12 protein-coding genes are annotated in these 20,350 nt (G+C 67.9%); all 12 read left to right on the top strand.

Annotation, left to right across the window (positions count from 1 at the left end; genetic code table 11):
- Positions 1–74: 74 nt before the first annotated feature.
- The 12 genes from truB to D3226_RS02555 all read left to right on the top strand — a co-directional run bounded on the left by truB (position 75) and on the right by D3226_RS02555 (position 20,323).
- Positions 75–1,040, top strand: coding sequence for a tRNA pseudouridine(55) synthase TruB (gene truB / locus D3226_RS02500; RefSeq protein WP_337248875.1), 966 nt, complete (start codon positions 75–77; stop codon positions 1,038–1,040).
- Positions 1,037–1,393 (top strand): hypothetical protein, encoded by a 357-nt coding sequence (locus D3226_RS02505; RefSeq protein WP_202380834.1) that lies wholly within the window; start codon positions 1,037–1,039, stop codon positions 1,391–1,393. The genes truB and D3226_RS02505 overlap by 4 nt, the downstream gene beginning before the upstream one ends.
- 205 nt (positions 1,394–1,598) lie before the next feature.
- Positions 1,599–1,907: a WhiB family transcriptional regulator gene (locus tag D3226_RS02510; RefSeq protein WP_025134760.1), complete on the top strand. Its 309-nt coding sequence runs from the start codon at positions 1,599–1,601 to the stop codon at positions 1,905–1,907.
- A 70-nt stretch (positions 1,908–1,977) separates the two neighbouring features.
- Complete coding sequence (locus tag D3226_RS02515) at positions 1,978–5,133, top strand: glycosyltransferase family 2 protein (protein ID WP_202380835.1); 3,156 nt, start codon at positions 1,978–1,980, stop codon at positions 5,131–5,133.
- A complete protein-coding gene (locus D3226_RS02520) occupies positions 5,130–6,527 on the top strand; it encodes a DUF5719 family protein (protein ID WP_202380836.1) in 1,398 nt (465 codons plus the stop codon). The genes D3226_RS02515 and D3226_RS02520 overlap by 4 nt, the downstream gene beginning before the upstream one ends.
- A 20-nt stretch (positions 6,528–6,547) precedes the next feature.
- Positions 6,548–6,979 carry a hypothetical protein gene (locus D3226_RS02525; protein ID WP_202380837.1) on the top strand — a complete coding sequence of 144 codons (432 nt, stop codon included), beginning with the start codon at positions 6,548–6,550 and terminating at the stop codon, positions 6,977–6,979.
- Between the two features lie 127 nt (positions 6,980–7,106).
- Positions 7,107–7,790: an MtrAB system response regulator MtrA gene (gene mtrA / locus D3226_RS02530; protein WP_202380838.1), complete on the top strand. Its 684-nt coding sequence runs from the start codon at positions 7,107–7,109 to the stop codon at positions 7,788–7,790.
- Between the two features lie 4 nt (positions 7,791–7,794).
- On the top strand, positions 7,795–9,492 hold the full coding sequence (gene mtrB / locus D3226_RS02535; protein ID WP_202380839.1) for an MtrAB system histidine kinase MtrB: 1,698 nt from the start codon (positions 7,795–7,797) through the stop codon (positions 9,490–9,492).
- Entirely contained in the window at positions 9,489–11,198 is a 1,710-nt protein-coding gene (locus D3226_RS02540) for an LpqB family beta-propeller domain-containing protein (protein ID WP_202380840.1), read from the top strand. Before mtrB ends, D3226_RS02540 begins: the two co-directional genes overlap by 4 nt.
- 99 nt (positions 11,199–11,297) lie before the next feature.
- Positions 11,298–12,005: a ComF family protein gene (locus tag D3226_RS02545; RefSeq protein ID WP_202380841.1), complete on the top strand. Its 708-nt coding sequence runs from the start codon at positions 11,298–11,300 to the stop codon at positions 12,003–12,005.
- Positions 12,006–12,100: 95 nt separating this feature from the next.
- Positions 12,101–12,730, top strand: coding sequence for a ribosome hibernation-promoting factor, HPF/YfiA family (gene hpf, locus D3226_RS02550; RefSeq protein ID WP_202380842.1), 630 nt, complete (start codon positions 12,101–12,103; stop codon positions 12,728–12,730).
- Between the two features lie 234 nt (positions 12,731–12,964).
- Positions 12,965–20,323 carry a DUF5979 domain-containing protein gene (locus D3226_RS02555; protein WP_202380843.1) on the top strand — a complete coding sequence of 2,453 codons (7,359 nt, stop codon included), beginning with the start codon at positions 12,965–12,967 and terminating at the stop codon, positions 20,321–20,323.
- Positions 20,324–20,350 lie beyond the last annotated feature (27 nt).

Below are 20,350 nucleotides of genomic sequence, written 5' to 3' on the forward strand. Positions count from 1 at the left end.
CCTCCAGCCTCGCCTGCCTTGCGGCGCGGGGCATCAGCCGAATTGATGACATTCGCGCGCAGTAGGCTGGAGGGGTGACTTCTGCTTCCGTTTTGTTGCCCGCGCACGGCGGGATTCTGCTGCTCGACAAGTCCGAGGGGTGGACGAGCCACGACGCGGTGGCGAAGTCGCGCCGCGCGCTCGGCACGCGCAAGGTGGGCCACGCGGGCACGCTTGACCCCATGGCCACCGGGCTTCTGGTGCTCGGCGCGGGCCCCGCGACCCGGCTGCTCACGCACCTCGTGGGGCTCGATAAGACGTACCGCACCACGATCCGCCTGGGCGTCACAACGGTGACCGACGACCGCGAGGGCGACACGACCGCGGTCGCGAACGCCGCTGACGTGGCAGCCGTACTTGCGGATCCCGATCGAATTGCGGCAGCCGTGCGCGAGCTCACGGGCGACATTTTGCAGTCGCCGAGTGCGGTGAGCGCGATCAAGGTGGACGGACAGCGCGCGTATGACCGTGTGCGCGCGGGCGAGACGGTCGAGCTGAAGCAGCGCCCCGTGACGATCCACGCCTTTGACATTGGCGAGCCACGCGCGGCGGAGACCGCCGAGGGCGCTCCGGTGATCGATATCGATGCGACCGTGCGCTGCTCGACGGGGACGTACATTCGTGCGCTCGCTCGGGATCTGGGCGCAGCGCTTGGGCTCGGCGGGCACCTGACCGCCCTGCGCCGTGACGCGGTTGGCCCCTTCGACGTCGCCGACGCCGGCACAATCGAGCAGCTGGTTGCCGGGGAGAACGTGCGGATCCTCGATCCCGCGACGGTTGCCACGACACTCTTCCCGACGCTGCAGCTCGACGCGCAGCAGGCTGTCGATCTGGGGCACGGAAAGCGCGTGACGGTGGGTGAGGAGCACGACGCGAAGCTCGCTGCTGCGCTCGCCCCGGACGGGCGGCTCATCGGGCTCGTCGTGGTGAAGGGTGGCCGCACGTTCGTGGCCACGAACTTCCCCACCCCGGACGGGGTGAAGGGCGGGAGCGGCGAATGATTCTCGGGTACGCGATCGCGCTGATCGCTGTTGCGCTGGTGGGCGCGGGGCTGTGCCTCGTTGAGGCGCTCCGCAAACGGGGTCCCAACGACTTCACGATGGGAGCCACCCTCGTCGTGGCGCTCATGCTCCTCGTGCAGATCATCATCTCGATCGCGGCGCCGTTCTCGGGGAACACCGCGGCGGGGGACCCGCTTGAGTTTTGGATGTACCTGATTGTCGCATTCCTTTTGCCGCTCGGCGCGGGGTTCTGGGCGCTCGTGGATCGGACTCGCTGGGCCAACCTCGTGCTTGCGGTGGTGCACCTCTCGGCGGCGGTTATGACGTACCGCATGCTCGTGATTTGGGGCTGAGGCAGCGCGCATCGTGCAGGCTCCGGCGCCCTGGACACGCCCGGTGAGATCGCGACTGAGACACGCTCGCGTGTCAATGAACTTCAAGTTGGACTTGAGGGTTTACACTTTCCGGCTTGACTTGCGCGAATCACAACGGTGTAATTAATGCATTGTCCCGGCGTTCCCGCCGCGACACGCGGTACTGGCAGGAAAGGGGCGACAAGTGAACGAAACACCGCAGACTCCGGTCCCCGGTAATTGGTTCGTCGATCCCGTATTCCTCGGAGTGCCGGGTGTGCGCGAGGAAGACGAGGCCCTCGCCTGGCAGAGCGACGCGCTCTGCGCGCAGACGGACCCTGAGGCCTTCTTCCCCGAGAAGGGCGGCTCGACGCGCGAGGCGAAGCGCATCTGTGAGAGCTGCGAGGTGCGCTCTGAGTGCCTCGACTACGCGCTGCAGAACGACGAGCGTTTCGGTATCTGGGGTGGCCTCTCTGAGCGCGAGCGCCGTCGCCTCCGCCGCGAGGCGATCTAACACTCGGATGCCGGGCCACGCGGTGCGGCTCCATCTTTCACGCCGCGGAGCAGCCTAGACTGGGCGCGATATGCGCACGAGAGTAACGGCCATTCTCGTCGCCCAGCAGGGTGGCGAATGGCTCGACCAGACCATCGCCGGCATCGCGGCTCAATCGGTCGCGCCCGCGGCCATCATCGCCGTGAACAACGGCGGCTCGGATGGGGTGGGGTCACAGCTCATGGCGAGCGGCGCGGAACGCGTCATCGGCATTGGCAACCGCGTCTCCTTCGGACAGGCCGTCGCGCACGGCGCGCAGGCCGTGGAGTCCGTGGACGACCCCGAAGTGAGCGAGTGGCTCTGGTTGCTCAGCGAGGACTCGTGCCCTGAGCCTGAGGCGCTCGCACTCATTCTCCGCGCCGTGCAGCGCGCACCCTCGGTCGCCGTTGCTGGCCCCAAGCTTGTGGACTGGGATCGACCCGAGCGCATCATCGAGCTGGGGCAGAGTCTCACTCGCTACGGCTCCCGCTGGACGCTCCGGCGGCAGGAGCTCGATCAGCAGCAGTACGACCACCTGCAGGACGTGCTGGGCGTGGGCCCGGTCGGGATGCTCGTGCGTCGCGACGTGTGGGAGCAGCTCGGCGGGTTCGATCCCGCGCTGCCGGTGTATGACGACGGTCTCGATTTCTGTGTACGTGCCCGCCTCGCGGGTCACCGTGTCGAGGTGGCGCCCGAGTCTCGCGTGCGCTTCGCGCAGAGCGGCGTCGCGGGCCCCCGCATCGATCGGAAGCGATCGGTGCTGCGCCAGGCGCACCGCCAGGCCCGCACCGCACACCTGCACCGCCGGATCGCCTACGCCCGCGCGCCGCTCGCGTTCCTCGCCTGGCTCGGCCTGCCCGTGCTCGCGGTGCTGCGCGTCGTGTGGTCCCTCATTCGGGAGCAGCCCGGCAACATGCTGGGCGAGTTCGTTGCCGCCTTCAGTGTGTTCTTCAGGCCGCACGCGATCATTGCGTCGCGACGGCGCATCAAGCGGAACAACACCGCGGGGTGGGCTGCGATCCGGCCCCTGCGCATCGACCCGAAGAGTGTGCGCACCGCGCGCATGATCGACCGCGAGGCGATTCTCGCGAGTACGGGGATGCAGCGCCGCGAACTGCATTTCATTTCCTCCGGTGGACTCGCGGTGCTCGTCGCTGCGTTGGTTGCGACGGCTGCGCTTGCCTGGTGGGCGTTCCCGCAGACGAGCCTCGCCGGTGGGGGACTCGCGCCACTCAGCTCACTCGATCAGCTGTGGTGGAACACTCGTTCGCTCGACGGCGTGCCCGCCGATCCGTTCACGTGGGTGCTCGCGCTGCTCGGCACGCTGACGTTCTGGAACCCCTCGCACGCGATCGTGCTGCTGGTCATTGCGGCGGTTCCGCTCACCGCGCTGGGCGCCTGGATCTGGGCGGCGCAGCTCACCGAGTCGAAGGCCGGCCGCGCGCTCACCGCGCTCGGCTTCGCGCTCAGCCCGGTGCTGCTCGGATCGCTCGATTCGGGCCGACTGCCCACGCTCGTGCTCACGATCACGCTGCCGTGGCTGCTGCTCGCCGCCACGCGCTGCCGCGAGTCCTGGAGCTGGGCTGGAACCGCGTCGCTGCTCGCCGGCGTCGCACTTGCCGCGGCTCCCGTGCTGATCCCGGCCGCGGTGCTGCTGCTCATCATTGGGCTCTTCACGACGTTGCGCGGTGCCGCGCGCGTCCTCACGACCGCGCTTGTGCCGCTCGTGCTCTTTGCGCCAAAGATCGTCGTGGGCATCACGAGTGGGCGACCGCTCGACATTCTGCTCGATCCCGGCATCGTGCTGCCGTTTGAGCCGGGTACGCCGTGGCACATGCTGCTCGGCTTCCCGGAGTTCGGGCTTGCGGGTTGGGCGGGCATCCTCGACGCGATCGGCCTCGGCGGCCCGCCGGCGACGCTGCTCGTTGGTGTGCTCATGCTGCCGATCGCGCTGCTCGCGGTACTCGGCCTCTTCACCGGTCGCGTCGCGGTGACGCTCTTCAGCTCGCTGCTCGGCGGGCTGGGCATGCTCACCGCCATTGGTGCGGCGCAGCTGCAGCTCACCGTTGTAGGCGACACCAGCGTTGCGCTCTGGACCGGGTCCGGTCTCGCCGTGTACTGGCTCGCCGTGCTGAGCCTCGCATCGGTGGGGGCGTCGACACTCCGCAAGGGCGCGGCCCCCGTGGTTGCGGTCGCACTCGTCACCGCGATCCTTGCGGTGGTGCCGGTGAGCGCGCAGCTCTTCCTCGGACGCGTGCCGTTCGGCCCCGCAACCACGCAGATGCCCGCGCTTGTGCAGGCCGCCGGGGAGACGCAGCCGGGCGTGCGCACCCTCGTGATCACCGCCGAGGCCTCGCACGCCGTGCGTGCGCAGGTGGTAACTGGAGCGGGAGAGCGGCTTGACCGCGTGCGCAGCGTCGAGCGCATTCCCGAGGTGAACAACACTGACCGGCAGATCGCGGAGCTCGTGGGGGGACTCGCGAGCGTGGGTGGCCCCGACCTCACCGGGTCGCTGCGCGACGCCGGTGTGGGGTTCGTGCTGCTGCCGAGCTCGGGAAGCGATGTTGAGCGCGCCGAGCTGCAGCGGCTGTTCGATCAGCACCCGGCGCTCGTGAACGCAGGACAGACGGAGCAGGGTCTGCTGTGGCGCGTGGCGGAGCCGGAGACCGAGGATGCGGATCCTGGCGATGCCGCAAAGCGCGTGGACGGCACGACGCTGACGGGCAGCACCATCTGGGTGGTGCAGCTGGTCGTCTTGCTGGGTGTCTTGCTGCTCGCTCTGCCCACCGGTGAGGTGACGTACCGCCCCGAGCGTCGGAAGCGGCCGAAGCGTCGGAAGCGCGGGAGTCAGGTGACGGTGACCCCGGTCGTTCCCGCGGAGCCGGTGGCTGAGTCGGCCGAGCCGGTTGCCGAGCCCGAAGCGTCAGCGGAATCGGAATCGGAAGTGGAACCAGTAGCGGAGAGCTCCGCGGCGGCGCCGGAAGAGCCGGAGGCTGCGCCGGAAGCGCCTGAAGAGCCTGAAGAGCCTGAGACTGCGCAGGAAGCGCCAGAAGCGGAGGACGTCGAGAACGTCGAGATCGTCGACACGGACGTCGACACGAGTTCCGACGCCGGCGCGGTTTCTGGCACCGACACGGATGCGGCGACTCCAAGCGAGGCCGCGACCGATACCGACACAGACACCGCGACGAACGGAGACGCACGATGAGTGACCGCACCCGCATGCTGCGTGGCGGCGCCCGCGCGCTCACCGGTCTGCTCGTGGCCGCTGCCGCGGGCGCCGCGGTGGTCGCCCTCGGGAGCGTGACGCTTCCCGAAGTGACGCGCGCCCCGCAGCCCCTCGTTGTCGACACGACCCAGAACACGAACCGCACGCTCGTGTGCGCCGGCGCGTTCTCCGTGCTGGGCGCCGACGAGGCGCGTCCTGGGGCCGCGATCCCCATCGGCTCGCCCTCGGTGACGGTCTCCGGCGAGGCTGCTGGCACCGCGAGCCTGCAGCGCAGCGAGGGCGGCCAGGGCCTCCCCTCGGTGATCACGGCCCCCATCGCGCAGCCGCTCGCGGCAGCGCAGGTGCAGGCCGTGAACGGTGAGCAGCTTCGTGGCGCCACAGCGAGCGCGTGCGCCGAACCGCTGAACGAGCAGTGGCTGCTTGGCGGCGGCAGCAGCCTGGGCGTCTCTACGACGCTCAGCCTGGGCAACCCGGGCGGCGTGCCCGCGACCGTCGAGATTTCCGTGCACGACGAGAACGGCGCCGTCGATGCGGTGCAGACCGCGGGCGTGCTCATCGCTCCGGGAACCGAGCAGACCATCTCGCTGAACGGCTACGCTCCAGATCGGGATCGCTTCGCGGTGCGCGTGGTGAGCACCGGTGCACCGGTGACAGCGAGCCTCGGCATTGCACACCGGCTGGGCCTTGACGCGTACGGGGTGTCCTCCGTGGGCCGCCAGGTGGAGCCCGCCAAGCGGCTGGTGATCCCCGGTGTGGCGAACGAGAGCGATCACGAGCGCGGGCCGAGCGACTCCGGCGAGGGCGACGACTACCCCGTGCTCATTCGTGCGCTCGCACCCGGGGGCACGGAGACGACGCTCCGCGCACGCGCCATCGACGCGAAGGGTGGCAGCACCGACCTGGGTGAGCTGAAGCTCCTGCCGAGCGCAGTGGGCGAGCTGAGCATCACGACGTGGCCAACGAACGCGAACGCCGTGGTCATCGAGGCAGACGCGCCGGTGCTCGCGAGCGTGCTCGGTTCTGCGACGAAGGGCCGCGAACACGACTACGAGTGGTTCGTCCCCGCCACAGAAATGGCAGCGGGCGAGCCGGTGGCCGCGCCCGTCGTGTCCGGGGGCAAACTGGTGCTCGTCAACTCCGGCACGGAGGCTGCGACGGTGCAGATCACGGCAGCGAGTGGGAAGGGGAAGCCGAGCACCGAGACGGTTCCCGCGGGCGCCGCGGTTGCTGTTTCGGCTCCGTCTGACGCGATGCTCGAATCCTCGGCGCCCATCGCCGCTGGCGTGCGCTACCTGAAGGACGCCGACATCGCGGGATACCCGGTGCTTGCGCCAGACCCGCGCGAAGGTGAGCTGACCGTCTACACCCGGTAGCGGGGGCCTAGACTGGGGGCATGTTCGGTCGTCAGCGTGCCCAGCGCAGCAGGGTTTCTCGTCGGCACGGGCGACGACCGATCCGGTCGGCGCTCGTGGGGCCGCACCTGCCTGATGTCTCGGGCAGGGTTCCGCGATTTGAAGCCGATGCCCGCGGTGCGGTGCAGCTCCTGCAGCAGCACTTCCCCGCAGAGCTCGACGGGGTGCGTATTGGGTTTCAGACCGCTCCGAGCGGCCGCGGCGAGAGCCGCCATCCGCTGCTCTATGCCATCGACCGGAAGGCCCGCACCATCATGCTCTTCCGGATGCCGATCCAGCGCGCACGTGGTCTCCACGTGAACGACGACGAGCACCGCCGGTACTTTGTTGAGCACTGCGTGCATCTTGCGGTGTCTGAGTATCTGGGCCGCGAGCCGTGGGAAGTACTGCCCGGCCGCTTCGACCACTACTGAGTTGCGCGGCGTTTGAGGGCGCTGGCAGCAGGGCCGGCCTCCCGGAGAGTGTCCAAGCTTTGCCTGATCCGACGCGGAATGGCCCGCGTCACACGTATTCCTCGCCCGAGCCAGTCATAATGGGACCATGAGTGCGCGCATCTTGGTGGTAGACGACGACCGGGCGCTTGCCGAAATGCTGGGCATGGTGCTGCAGGGCGAGGGCTTCGAGACGGAGTTCTCGGTGGACGGGGCTGAAGCGGTCGAGAAGTTCCGTGAGATGCGCCCCGATCTCGTGCTGCTCGACGTCATGCTCCCGGGCCTCGACGGCATCGAGGTGGCAGAGAAGATCCGCGCGGAGTCGGGCACCCCGATCATCATGCTGACCGCGCGCACGGACACCCGCGACGTGGTGCGCGGCCTCGAAGCCGGCGCCGACGACTACGTGGTGAAACCGTTCAACCCCGTCGAGCTCATCGCGCGGATTCGCGCACGCCTGCGCGAGCCGCAGCAGGAGGCAACGGAGACGCTGCGCATCGGCGACCTGACGATTGACGTTGCCGCCCACGAGGTGCGCCGCGGCAGCCAGGTGATTCCGCTCACCCCGCTCGAGTTTGACCTGCTCGCCATCCTCGCGCGGAAGCCGCAGCAGGTGTTCACGCGTGAGGTGCTGCTCGAGAAAGTGTGGGGGTACCAGTACAAGGCTGACACCCGCCTCGTGAACGTGCATGTGCAGCGGCTGCGGGCAAAGATTGAGCAGGATCCCGATCACCCGACCATCGTGACCACGGTGCGTGGCGTCGGGTATCGCGCCGGCTCCTCCCCGGAGTAGCCGCGTGGCAGCCCGCCGCTCTCGGCTTGGGATCGCGCTGCGGCGCCTCCACCTGCGCTGGGTGCGATTCACGCAGCCGGTGTTCGGGCCGTTCCGTGCGCGCTGGCGGCGGTCGCTCATGGTGCGCACCATGACGATCACGGGCCTCGTGACGGGCTTCATGGTGCTCGTAGCCGGAGTCTTCCTCCTCACGAGCATCAGCGGCGACCTCTACTCCTCGCGTCGAGATCAGGCGCTGCAGGACTCTGCGCGCGCCACGCTTGCGGCGCAGCGGCTCATCGACGCCTCCGACGCCTCCGACGGCGGATCGCTGTCGCTGCTTGCCGGCTCAGTGCGCCGCACGGTGCAGGACGCCTCGTCGAGCCAGCTCGTCTACCTGCGGCGAGAACCGGGCCAAGCGCCGAACCCGGACGCGCCGCCCGCGATCACCTCGAAGAACCTGCTCATCGAATCCGTGAGCGCCGAGCTGTCGGAAGCCGTCGCTTCGGGCACCGAGCCGCAGTACTACCAGCCGGTTACGTTTGTGGAGGAGGACGGCTCGAGTGCGCCGGGCATTCTCGTCGCCTCGCGACTGGTCTTTCCCGCGGGGGCCGGCACCTACGACCTGTTCATCGGCTACAACCTCGGCGATACGCAGAACACGCTGAGTTTTGTGCTGCGCACGCTGCTCATCACCGCTGCGGCGATGATGGCGTTCATCGGCATCCTGGTGTGGATCATGTCGCGCATCGTGTTCCGTCCGCTGCGGGCGGCGGCCGACACGAGCAGGCGGCTGGCCGCGGGTGAGAGCGATGCGCGCATGCCGCTCCAGAATGATGAGCACTTCGATGTGCTCTCCGAAGGCTTCAACGACATGGCCGACACGCTGCAGGCCCGCATCCGCGAGCTTGATCATCTCTCGGAGATGCAGCAGCGCTTCGTCTCGGATGTGTCGCACGAGCTGCGCACCCCGCTCACCACGATTCGGCTCGCGAGCCAGGTGATCCAGGGGAACGCCGAAGGCCTCGAGCCCGGGCAGCAGCGCGCGGTCGAGGTGCTCGGCACGCAGGTGGAGCGCTTCGAACTGTTGCTCGGCGATCTCCTTGAAATCTCGCGCTACGACGCCGGCAGAGTGACGCTCGAGACCGAGCCCACCAACCTCGTTGCGCTGGTCGGTGAGGTGGTCGATGGGCTGCAGACGCTGTCCGACAGCCAGATCGAGGTGCGCGCGCTCGGTGGATACGCTCCGGTCGAGGTTGACCCGCGCCGGATCCGACGCATCGTCTCGAACCTGGTGGGCAACGCCATTGAGCATGGTGAGGGCCAGCCGATCCTCGTGACGATTGACTCGAACGCATCGGCGATCTCCGTGGCGGTGCGTGACTGGGGCATCGGCATGACGGCGGACGCGACCGAGCACGTGTTCGATCGGTTCTGGCGCGCCGACCCCTCACGCAAGCGGACGCTCGGCGGCACTGGCCTGGGGCTCGCGATCGCCCAGGAAGACGCCGCTGTGCACGGCGGCTTGCTCGACGCATGGTCGCAGCCGGGGGAGGGATCGAACTTCCGCCTGACGCTCCCGCGCGGCGAGCACGTGACCAGTTTCGTCTCGCCGCTGCCGCTCGTGCCGGAGGGTGCCACTGCGGCGGAGGGCGATATCGGGACGACAGGTGGCTGGCTACGGAGGCCCGGCCGCCGAATCAGGAAGGACAAGCGCCGATGAGCGGGAATCGGAAACTGCGCGGCGCGGCGCGGCGCACACGCGCGGGCCGCGGGGCGCGCGGTGCGCTCGTCACCGCGGCGGCGCTCGCGCTCGCCGGGTGCGTGGCGATTCCCACAGCCGGCCCCGTTGAGGTCGGGCTCACCGACCTCAAGCAGGCGGACCAGGTGTACCAGTACAAGCCGCCGGGGCCCGTGACCGGGGCGAGTCAGGAGGACCTGGTGCGCGGCTTTGTGCTCGCGGCGACCTCTTCCGCGGATGAGTACGCGACAGCGCGTGAGTTCCTCACCACGAAGTACGCGGGCCAGTGGGATCCCAATTCGGGCGTACTGATCGACGGGGGGAGCCGCCCCTACCGCGCAGATGGCGACACCGCGGGCGTGCTGTCGCTTGCCGTGTCCGCGAAGGTCGACGCCGCTGGCGAGATGCTGCCCGTCGGCCCGGGGCCGAGCCTCGAGATGCGGTTCGAGTTCGAGCGAGTCGGCGCCGAGTGGCGCATCTCTTCGGCCCCGAACGGGATCATTCTCGACTCCACGATGTTCTCGACTATTTGGTCGCCGCACCAGCTCTACTACATCGGCGCCGGTAACCTGTTGGTGCCCGAGACGCGCTGGTTCCTCACCCGCAGCTCGCTCACCACCGAGATCGTTGGGGCGCTGCTCGAGGGGCCGAGTGAGGGAATGCGCGAGGTGCTGCGCAGCGGCTTCCCATCCGGGACCGCGCTGGCGAAGAGCTCGGTGCCGGTGGTCGACGGATCCGCGCGCATTGATCTCACGAACCAGCTCATGGAGGCGCAGCCGGCCGCACTTGCTGAGCTGCGCCAGCAGCTCAAGTCGAGTCTGCAGACGGTGCCGGGCGTCACCGGGTTTGAGCTGCTCGTCGACGGCACCCCGCTCCGCTCGAATGTCGGTGACGAAGCGAACGCGCCACGCATGGTGAGCGTGCCGAGCACTCCCGCCGTGATGATCGACGACCAGTTCGGTGCACTAGTTGCCGGCGAACTGACGGAGACGCCACAGTTCGGCCCGTTGATTCACGAACTCGACCCGAGCGCAGTGACCCTTGCGCTCGACGAGCGGGCTGCCGCGGTGCGACATCCGGGTGGGGTGAGTCGTGTCGACGAGAACGGGGCGACGCTGATCGACACCCGACCGAAGCTCCTCGAACCCAGCTTCGATCCGCTCGGGTACATCTGGACGGCGTCTGCGGCGCACCCGGAGCAGTTGCTCGCGACGAACGCCGAGGGTGTCGCGGTGGGCATCGCGGCTCCCTGGCTCGCTGGGCGCACCGTTGTTGCGGTCCGTGTGTCCCCCGACGGCAGCAGGATCGCGGCGCTCGTTGAGGACGGCGACGAGAGCGCCGTGTTGATGGGCGGGATCGTGCGTGACGCGGCTGGTGTGCCGGTGCGCACCACTGCGGAGGCCGAGACGACGCTGTGGGTGTCTGGTGCACCGCTTGATCTCGATTGGGTGGGGCAGCTCCGCTTTGCGGCGCTCACCCGTGTCGGCACCGCGGGGAAGATTAGCCTCGGTGGAATTGGCGCGATCAGCTCCGAGCAGACTTCGGTGCAGAACGGGGTCAAGGTGAGCGGTGGCGGCGGAAAGAACTATCTCCGTGTGTTGAGTGCTGACGGCTCGCTGTATGCACCGCAGGGGAGCGGCTGGCAGCGGGTTGACGACGACATCGAGATCCTCGCGAAGCGGGGGTGAGCCCCGCTCACAGGGTTGGCGACGCAGGAGCGCAGCGTCACGGATCCCCAGTTCGTGGGTGAAGCTGGTGAGCGCGCGGTAGCCGGGGAAACTGGAGCCATGCCCCTGCCTCACCTGCTCCGCGAGCTCGCCTTGGATCTACTGGCTCTTGTGTGGCCGACCGAGTGCCTCGCATGCGGGGCTCCCGACCGCGAGTTCTGTGACGACTGTGTGGCTGAGATCCACGTGCCCACCCCGCCGCTACGTGTCGAGATCGGGATCCCGGCGTATGCGCGCGGACTCTACGCCGGGCCGCTCCGCGCGCTCCTTCTCGCCTACAAGAACGGCGGCCGTGCCCGAGGCGCCGCTCTTCTGGGCGCACAGCTGCGTGAACCGCTCGCGCGAGCCGTCGCTGAGTGCACGGACACTGCGCCGCCCGTGCTCGTGCCGGTGCCCTCCACGCCGGCGCGCTTCCGCGAGCGAGGGTACCGACCCGTCGAACTTCTCCTCGCACACGCGCGCCGTGGACAGGCGATGCGAGGGCAGGTGAGGCGAGCGCTCCGCACGACGCGGGGGCGCCGCGGCCAGGTCGGTTTGTCACCGCGTGAGCGGGCGCGAAATGCGCGGATGATCGCGGTTCGGCATGCGGCACGCCCGGGCCTCGGCGGGCGTGAGGTGGTGCTCGTTGACGACGTCATGACCACCGGCGCGACGCTCCTTGCGGCCCGCGATGCCTGTGAATCAGCGGGCTCCCGGGTCGTCGCGATCGCCGTGCTGTGTGTTGCTGAATCGCGTGCTGAACAGGTACTGGGAGCGCAAATCAGATGAGGGTGGCAGCGGCGCTGGCGAGTGGAGTAGAGTTCGAGAAAGGCGTAGCGGTGCGCCGCACTGGCCCACCCGCCTGAGTCACCTGGGAGGTCACCATGGACGTGAACATCCGCGGCAAGAATGTTGGGATTACCGATCGATTCGAGCAGTATGTCGAGTCGAAGACTGACAAGGTGGCTGGGCTGCTGCCCAAGGCTCAATCGTTCGAAGTGCGTGTCTCGCGACAGAGCGACCGCAGCCCCCAGAACGGCGATCAGGTGGAGCTCACGCTGATCGGCCCGGGGCCGGTGATCCGTGCGGAGTCGGCCGGCGCCGACAAGTACACCGCCTTCGATATCGCCTACGGTCGGATCCTGGAACGCATTCGGCGGATGAAGGATCGTCGCCACGACCGTCGTGGTCGCGGCCGCACCTCGCTCGGGGATGCCGCGGCGAACGACTTCGGCATGATCGACGTCACGCCCGCCCCGCTCGAGGTGCTCGAGTCGGTAGCGACGGGCGAGATCCCCGTGGCCTCGGACTCGGGCGAGGAGCAGTACACGCCCGTAGTGATCCGCAGCAAGGAGTTCCCCGCGGAGCGTCTGTCGGTCGAGGATGCAGTCGACCAGATGGAGCTTGTCGGCCACGACTTTTTCCTGTTCGTGGAGCACGGCTCGGGCCGCCCGAGCGTGGTCTACCGGCGCAAGGGATGGAACTACGGCGTGATTAGCCTCGCGGAGGCATAGCCGGGCATCCCGCGAGGCCGGGATCGAGATGAAAGCCCCGAGGATTCAGGGAGTCCTCGGGGCTTTCGTATGTCTTCGGCATGAAGGATTGCTGTAGCCCCTGTAGTTTTTTGTTTTTTCTTGGTAGCTTGCTATGTATCTAGCTTGCTGCGCGAGAATGGTGTGTTCTCATGGGGGCGCTGTAGCGGGCCTTGGGGAGGACACCAGGTGCGCAAGAAATCAGTTCGAAGCGGTGTGAATCGCGGCAGAGGAACACTGGCCGCGCTGCTCGTCGGAGCGTTGATCGCGGGGCTCGGGGCGCTTGGTGCACCCGCTGCCGTCGCGGCCCCGCCGGTGACGTTCGCGCTATCGACCGTGGATCTGGCGAGTGGCGCACCGGTCACCGAGGTGAACGCGGGAGACGACTTCACATACGTGGCGAGCGTCGGTTGTCCTGACCCGGACGGCTGTGGCCCGGTGGCGTTGACCGTCACCTTCCCCGCCCCGGTGAACTTCGTTGAAGGGGGATTCAACGCCCCCACGGGCTCCCGCGTCGAGAGCGTGGTGCCTGGCCCGAACGGGAGCACGGTGCTCACGCTCGTGTGGGACAAGCTCGGCAGCACCGCCATCGCGTTCCTGCCCGCACAGATCGACACGATGGTGGACGCCGGGCTTGACGGAACACGACTCACGGCGACCGGCACGCTCATCCCGGGCGGGGTTGCAGAGGACGCCATCACGAGCGATGTGACCGTCACGCTGCGCGCGTACGAGCGCGCCGGGCTGGAGAACGCGAGCGCGAGCTGGAACCGAAGTGCTGTGACCGAGGAGACCACGGGGAACGACGCCCGCGCGATCGCGACGTTCAGCGGCACTGCCGAGGCGAATGCGCCCAGCACGCTGCGGTTCCGGGTTCCAGGCACGCAGCCGCCCGCGGGCACGTCCCTTCCTGTTTCGGAGGCCTTTGATCTCGCTGCATTGAGCCTCAGTGCGAATCCCGGGGGTGCCAAGGTCGTTTTCACACACGCGGACGGCAGCACCAGCGAAACCACGATCCCTCAGGGCGAGCTCGTCGTGCCTGTTGCCGCGAACGTCGTCGGCTACGACGTGGCGCTGCGCGGCGTTCCCGGGCGTGACATGGCTGATGCCGGCGGGCGCACTGTGTCGCTCACGGCCGAGTACACGCTCAGGTCGACGGACCGCTCCGGCAACCGGATCGTCCTCGAGGGGACGAACTCGCGTGCCATTCACCTCGCAGCTGATGTGACGGACTCGGTCGACCGTCCGGCTGCGGGCGGTGTCCCATCGGTCACGAAGGAGCTCGCTGCGGCGATTACGGTTGAGGCCGTGCTGCCCTCGATTCAGCACGATGTCAGCTGGAAGACGGATTCCGGTGAATCGACGAGCGTCTACGGATCGGCAGAGCCCTCGACGCTCACGGTGGAGTCGTGGAACTCGGGCATCCCTGGCCTCAAGAACCTCTCGATCTCACTGCCAGCGCTGAACAGCCGCTACTTCGACTACCAGGAACTCACGAGTGCGCCGCGGCTGCGCTTCCCCGCGGGCGCGACCGCGGCAACGATCCAGTATCTCTACGGGAACGACAAGACTCCGGGCGCGGTGCAGAATGTGACTGGCTCCGCGGGTGCATGGACGCCCGCTCCCGGACCCGAGACGGATGCGCCCGTGCCCGATGACGAGCTTCCCGCGCTCGCGCAGGTGAGCGGCATCATCGTCGTGTTCACCGCGGCCGACGGGTCGGTCATCTCGGGCGCCTGCGAGGAGACCGCAAGCTGCGCAGGCGGCATCGAGCTCTCGAGCACGCTCCGCACCCACCTGCGCAACACGGGCGCCGAGATCGTGCCCCCCGCGAGCGGGAGCGGGGAGACCACGGTCGGTGCGATTGCCAATATCGTTGCGGAGACCGCGACCGGCGCGAAGATCTCCGAGACCACAATTCAGGCCACGCTCCGGCTCGTGAAGCCGCAGATCACCGTGAAGCTCGGCAAGCGGTTCGGCAACGAGGACGGCAGCGATCAAACGGTGTACCCGCTGACAGGTATCGCACACGCGGGGGATCTGTACGATCCCGAGCGAGACCCGCAGGACTTCGCGGACCACAAGCTGCGCTTCGTCGCGTCGACGAGCGCGAAGGAAGACGCCAGCGAAGCAACGGGCGCACGCGAACTGCGGATTCAGGATCCGCAGCAGGAGCCCAAGCTCTCCGGGCTCAAGAGCAGCCCCTTCAACACTATTCGTGTGACCTCGTTCTCGGACGATCCTGCGGTGTGCACCACCGGAAAGGCTCCTGACGAGAAGCCAGTCGCAAGCGAAACGAGCCACAACGTGTGGGTTGTTGACCGCGCAAACGACCCCACCAAGGTCACGAAGGTGGCGTACGAGGAGAGCATCGATCCCGAGCTGATTGTGGGCATCGAGACGGTGATCACCCCCGAGGGAGCGGCGACATTCCCGACCAACGTGCGCTGCGCGAGCGCGGACGGCTCGACGGTGAAGTTCCGTGACACGCAAATGGTGGGCGGCGCCAAGGTGTCGCCGGACACCATCGGCGCCCCAGAAACCCCGGGTCTGCTCGCGGTGGGCAACGTTGCCCGAGTGACGACCGGCAAGAACGGCGACTTTGCGGATGGCGCTGACTCCCTCTTCCTGGTGGACCTGCTCCGCGCGGCGATGTACAAGCACTACACGGCGGACGCCGCACGCTCAGGCATCGCCGGCCAGCAGCCGAAGACCGCGTTCGTGCTCTCCGGTGTGCCCGGCTCCGCGGACACCGTGCGGACCGTGTTGACGGACCGCGGCGGCGCGAAGGAAGCCCTCGACGTATTCGCCCTCACCGGGGTGCGGGGTGCCCGCCTGGGGCCCGACCAGCAGCTCACCTTCCGCTTTGTCGACGTCTCCGGTGCCGCGATCGGCCCCGTGGGCACGGTGGCGCCCAGTACGGAGCTGACGCTTGAGGGCGGGGCGACGAGGACCCTGACAGCGGACGAGATCAGCGACTCGCAGAGCGAAGGCTACCTCGCGTTCCAGAGGATTGAGCGCGAGATTGATTGGGATCGCGACTGGGCGACCGGCGAAATGGCCCGCGTCGGTGGCGTCGAAATCGCCGTCACACGCGCGGATACGGACGAGCCGCTGCAGCGCTTCGGTGCGTTCTCCGCCACCCTCGACATGTCGCTGCGCGATACCTTCCTCTCCGATCCGAGTGAGCGGGTGACCGGCTCGAACAGCGGCACGACATACCGCAACACCGCCTCCATCCTGTCGAAGGACGCGGCGGGAACCACAACGCACACGACGTCGAGCTCGGTCCCGTTTGGCGTGTTTGAGGCGACCGAATTGTTCACCGATGTTGCGGTCTCCTGGCGCGGTCTCAACCAGGCAGGGAAGCCGGTGGATGGGTACCTCGTGGCACAGAACGAGACCCCGTCGCGGATCACGCTCGACGCGCAGAACCGCACGGCGCTCGGCGTTGAGAAAGTCGACGCCTGGAACCAGTGGGAGCAGCCCGGCAGCATCGGGGTTGGCCTCGACCAGCTCTCCGCAAGCGTGGGAGGGGCCCGGCCCGCGCCGGCGCCTGGTGTTGACGAGTGCGTTGCTGAACGAGATCGCAATCCCTTCGCAATCAACGACTTCGCGGGAGTGAGCGACTTCGACTGGCCAACCGAGAACGCCGCAAAGATCAAGCCTGGTGAGAAGGGTCCTCGGATCGACGGTCGTATCGTGTACACCGACGCGAATGGTGCCACCGAGAGCGTGGTCGCACCGGTGGACACGCCGTTCGAGGATCTCAACCCGAGTGAGCTCGAGTGGGCGGACATCGTCAGTGTCTCAGTCGAGTGGGCGGAAGCCGGCAAGTTCATCGGCGTACACCGCACGAGCGGCGGGACAAGCGGCTCCATCAGCTTCGACCTGACGCTCCGCGACACGCTGCGCACCGGGTTCAACTATCAGTTTGACGCGGGTGTGCCCCAGTGCCTGTCTGGCGCGACCGAGAGCAACACCGTGCAGATCGATGGTGCGGTACAGGTCGAGGGCGCGACAGTTGATCAGATGGCGCAGATCGCGCCCACGGTCTCCGGCCGCTTCGAGGCACTCACGGCTCGTCAGGCGACGGCAGCCGAACTGGGGAAGCAGCCCGCGTGGCGCTTCGCCGAGATCATGGTGGACGTTGAAAAGAGTGCGGTTGAGATCGGCGTGACCGCGCCGAGTACCGCGATCTATCGCGATACCGCGCAGGCAACGAGCCCGCAGAAGCGGTGGACCGCAACGATCAGAAACACGGGCAACCTCGATGTCAGCGCGTTGCGCTTGGCAACGGACTCCGCGTTGCTGGGCGGAACATGGCCGGACGGAGATCCCGCGGGCTTTGAGATCGCTCCGGGCTCCGCGTTCGATGCGTTCGACGCAGTGGGGGCGAACCTGAGCTTCCCCATGGGAGCGCTCAGCGCAGAGGTGTGGGTGCGCGATGAGGCGGGCGTCTGGGGAGCGGCGAGCCTCGGCGCGCAGAACCGGATTGTGTTGCCGCAGAGTGGCGCCGGACCGCACGCCTGGAACGAGGTGACGGGGTTCCGTGTGCAGTTCGTTGGCGCGGATGGCCTGAACCAGCGCATCATCCGTGGCGCGCAGGGAGCCCTTAACATCGACACCGTTCTGCGAACGCACTTGCGCAGTGACCCGCAGGAGCTCGCTCCCGCGACCCAGCTGCCCGAGAACGCGCAGAGCTGGCAGTCGGGGCTCACCGCTGCCGGGGTCTCGTTTATTGGGAGCTTCGACGCACCCCGCTCGAAGGTGGACAACGCGAACGCGAACGCCACAATTCAGCCGGGTGTGCCCCAGCCGCTGGTGAAGAAGTACACCAGCTACGACGCCGATCGCAACACCGGGGTGACGACAACCACCGCCAACCCGGGCAGTTGGGTGAACTTCACCGTTGTGCTCGAGAACCGCGCGGCCGCAACGAGCAACCTGTACGGAGTCTCGGGGACGGACGTACTGCCCGACACGCTCGCGTACAACGCCGTCAACGACGGTGCGAAGTGGGCTGCTCAGATCTATCGTCTGGGCGCGAGCCCAGAAGATGTAACTGATGACCTGAAGTTCGTCGTAGAGACGGTGAATGATGAGCAGCAGATACGCTGGACGGCCCCTGAGGATTGGGTGCTCCGGCCAGGCGAGCGCATCGTGATCCAGGTGCCGCTCCAGATGGGCGACGGCGTCGCGGCGGGCGCGAGCGTACGCAACGTCGCGCGGATTGTCGGCGCTGGGATTGCAGGAGCGGCAGTGCCATCCGCCTGTGCGGCTCCCGACGCAAGCGCCCGAGAGTGTGTCTCGGAGGCCTTTGCGACGACACTGCGCAATGACTCTGTGCGTGCAGAGTCGTACATCGACGCGACGCACGGCGGATGGGACACGATCGACCGAAAGGGCTGCGACGCCAGCACGATCTCCGACTGGAGCGACGGCACCTGGGTGCGCAACCCCTGCGTCGCGAAGACCACGGTGGGGAGCACGCTCACTTACCGGTTGAAGCTCATCAACTCGGGCAACATGGATCTGAGCGAGCTGCGTTTCGTCGACAAGATTCCTGGCATTGGTGACACCGGGACGGTGCTGGACAGCGCACGAGGATCGGCGTGGCAGCCGAGCTACGTTCCCGGTTCGGCCAGGCTTCTGACTGGCGACACCGCGACCGAGCTGGGCGCTCGAGGCGATGCAGCGATCAGCGGAGGCGAATTCCGTTATTCCGCGAACGCTGACCCGTGCGTCTTGAAGCCGGACGCATATTCTGGCCCAGACACGCTGGGCTGCGAGAACGGCTCGTCCTCCGTCTGGTCGAACACGGGTGACGCACGAAGCCGCGCGCTGGGCGCTGACATTGCGTTCACCGGCGACAAGCTTCGCGGCGGCGAGTACGTGATTGTCGAGTTCCAGGTCAACGTGCCGGAGGAACGCGACGAGGCGCTCGAAGGCACCCCGCTGATGGCGTGGAACACGGTTGCTGTGAGCGCGCGCCCCAGCGCGGTGAGCCATTGGCTGCCGGCAGCGGAGTCGCCGAGGTCAGGCGCTCGCTGGGAAGACACCGCGCTGACCGTCACGCTTGCGCTCGAAGATGGGCCCGCGACGAGCTGGCACATCACGGACAAGGAATATACCGCGACCGTGAGCTGCACGGTGCCAGGGAGAGATCCAGCGACGGCGCTCGTGAGGGACGTTACATTCCCCGGGGAGAACATTGCTCCGATCACGCTTTCCTCGATGCCAGTCGGTGGAAACTGTGTTGTGACGGATATGCGGTACGAGCCGCAGCCCGCCACCGCACCAGGGCAGTACGGTTCGGCGTTCTCGACGCCAGCGCCCACGGGCTACAGCACGGTGGTCGCCCCGGCCGACGGAGTGGAACTCGTGCTCGACGCTGCGGACAACACGCTCGCGATCACGAACAGCTTCGCCGAGGCGGAGGTTGAGCTGGGGGTCGACGTGACCGGCAACGCCGCGAGCCTGCTCCCGGACGCCGCGACCTTCGATGTGGCGCTCAGTTGCTCCTTCGGCGGGGAGACCCGCTCGATGGGAACGGTCTCGCTGCGGGCAACCGAGCGCACCGTTGTGGGCGGTATCCCCGTCGGCGCGAATTGCACCGCAACCGAAACTGAGCACCGTGGTGCCACACAGGTGAGCGCCGAAGTTGACGGCGAGGCAGTGGAGCTCTCCGCTGATCGTGCCGCCGACGTTCCCACCGTGCGGGCTGGCATCACCCCCGTCCACTTTATGAACGAGTTTGTGGCGGGCGGCGCGTTGACGATCCTCAAGACGGTCGAGGCGCCGAGCGCGAGCACCGTGTCAGGTGATGTGGCGTTCGGCATCGAGTGCACGCTCGGCGGACACGCAATCTCGCTGGGCGAGCAGAGCACCCTCGGGCTGAGCTTCGCGCCTGGGGCGCACCAGACCTCGGGAAGTGTCACCGGGATCCCGAGCGGTGCAGAGTGCACCGTGCGCGAGACGGAATCGGGCGGCGCGCATGTGGCGGCGCCCGACCGAACCGTCACGATCCTGCCGAATGAGGAAGTGATCGTCGAGATGATCAACGTCTTCGAGCCGGGAACGCTCGAGCTCGAGAAGCGGGTCACGGGCGCCGGAGCTGGTGAATCGCGGGTCCCCGCAACCTTCGACATTCGCGCAAGCTGCACGCGCGAGCTGACGATCGGTGGGGAACAGAAGACCGTGACTGATCACGACGCCCTCACGAGCGTCGCGCCGGGAACGCCAGCGCAGATCACGGAGCTTCCCGCGGGCAGCCGCTGCGCCGTGACCGAGCCGGATCCTGCGGGAGCCAAGCGCACCACCGTGGACCTGGCCACCTCCGCGCTCAGCGATGAGGATCCGGCCGACGATGCGGTGTTGGTGGCTCTCCGCGGCCCGGACGGCGACGGCACGGCGCTCCCCACGACTGTGCGGGTGACGAACGAGTACGCACAGACCGGAGGCGGGCTGGTGGTCACGGGCGCAGGCTCAGGCCTGCTGGGTGGCGCGGCCGTGCTCCTGCTGCTGGGGGCAGGGGCGCTGATCCTCCGCCGACGAAAGCGCACCGTGGGGTAATGCGCCGCCGCTGAAACGCGAGATGCG

It is taken from the genome of Leucobacter chromiireducens subsp. chromiireducens (assembly GCF_016758255.1).
Classification (GTDB): Bacteria; Actinomycetota; Actinomycetes; order Actinomycetales; family Microbacteriaceae; genus Leucobacter; species Leucobacter chromiireducens.